This window comes from Flavobacterium cryophilum, from assembly GCF_048286555.1.
Classification (GTDB): domain Bacteria; phylum Bacteroidota; class Bacteroidia; order Flavobacteriales; family Flavobacteriaceae; genus Flavobacterium.
In genome coordinates, this window is the sequence record NZ_JBLVPZ010000026.1 from 1 (window position 1) to 1514 (window position 1514).

General features: G+C 34.6%; 1 protein-coding gene. It reads left to right on the forward strand.

What is annotated here, in order from left to right:
• The first annotated feature begins 51 nt into the window (after window positions 1–51).
• Window positions 52–1125: an IS110 family RNA-guided transposase gene (locus ACNQGJ_RS16805; protein WP_417975093.1), complete on the forward strand. Its 1074-nt coding sequence runs from the start codon at window positions 52–54 to the stop codon at window positions 1123–1125.
• Window positions 1126–1514 lie beyond the last annotated feature (389 nt).

Sequence of the window (1514 nt, forward strand, 5' to 3'; positions counted from 1 at the left end):
TCAAAGCATCTATGTAAAAGCATAACTTTGAGAGTACTAAAAACGAAGATTATGCAATTACAAGACGCCTTTTCTATTCCAAAGATATTCATTGGTTTAGATATTCACAAAAAAAGCTGGACAGTTTTTATCCAAACAGATTTATTTTTTCACAAGACCTATTCGATGCCTTCTAATGCTGAGGATTTGTACCAATATGTGGAGCGAACATTTCCAAATCATGCTGTAGATTTAGTTTATGAAGCGGGTTGTTGCGGATTCTCCGCAGCACGATATTTTTTAAACTTGGGTTGGAATGTTTTAGTTGTTAATCCCTCAGATGTGAAGACAGGAGATAAAGAGCGATATCAAAAAACAGATGCCTTAGATTCCAAAAACTTGTCCAATCAATTAAAATCAGGTGTTCTTAAAGGAATTTTTATTCCAACTGAAGAACACGAACAATTTATGACTTTGGCTCGCCATAGAGCCCAAGTCACAAAAAAACTGCGACAAACCAAATCACATATCAAAAGTATGTTACTGTTTCATGGTATTAAAGTTCCCGAGGAGTTTGATAATTCAAATTGGACTATAGCTTTTATTGCATGGTTAGAAGAAGTAAAATTTAGCACTTCTTGTGGCGATTTAGCCTTGCAAGGAAAAATACGAATGTTCAAGTTTATCAAATCAGAATACTTAGAAATTGCCAATCAAATGCGTGCTTATTGTAGAAAAAACAATAAGAAAGATTACAATCTTTTGAAAAGTATTCCTGGAATAGGAGGGTACTTAGCGAGTGTAATCTTGGCCGAATGTGGAGATTTACGCCGATTTAATAATGAAGGTCAATTTAGTTCCTTCATCGGATTAGTCCCTGGAATCTATAATAGCGGAGGATCAGAAAAATGTTTAGGAATCACACCGAGGAGTCGCTCACAATTACGCAGTTATTTAGTCGAAGCGGCATGGATAGCCATTAGAAAAGATACCGAAATGCAAAATTATTATCGAAAACATCAAGGTAAAAACGTCAAGAGTGTCATTATAAAAGTGGCCCATAAAATGGCCAGAAGAATTCTTTCGGTCATCAAAACAGAAACACCCTATCAAATCAACAGAAACTTAGTACCAATAATACAATAAAAATAACCTTCTTAATAAACTCAACCATACAAGAAAAATAGACTACAAAACAGCTGTGGTGGTTCTGTAAAATGAATCCACATCTCAAAGCAGGTAGCTATTTTATTTATTCTTACAATCATACCGATGCTGGTGGCTGCAATAAGCAGACCACATATAGGAGCGTGAGCTTTAAGATTATAAAAAGAAATATTATGAAATAAAAGAGAAATGAGTTCTTGGCATCATTGAAAAAGTTAGAATAACTTTTTCAGTCCAAAGCTTTCAGCGGACAAAAAGTTGTTTCCAACTTTTCCAACAAGCCGCTGGAACGGAATTCGTAATCGAAAAACACCCTACATATAACCATCTTAAAAGTTGTTAATAACTTAATGATGCTTTACATAGGA

Bases quoted from the DNA above. Each gene is read 5' to 3' on its own strand.
- ACNQGJ_RS16805 (WP_417975093.1), top strand. From the start codon at position 52: ATGCAATTACAAGACGCCTTTTCTATTCCAAAGATATTCATTGGTTTA.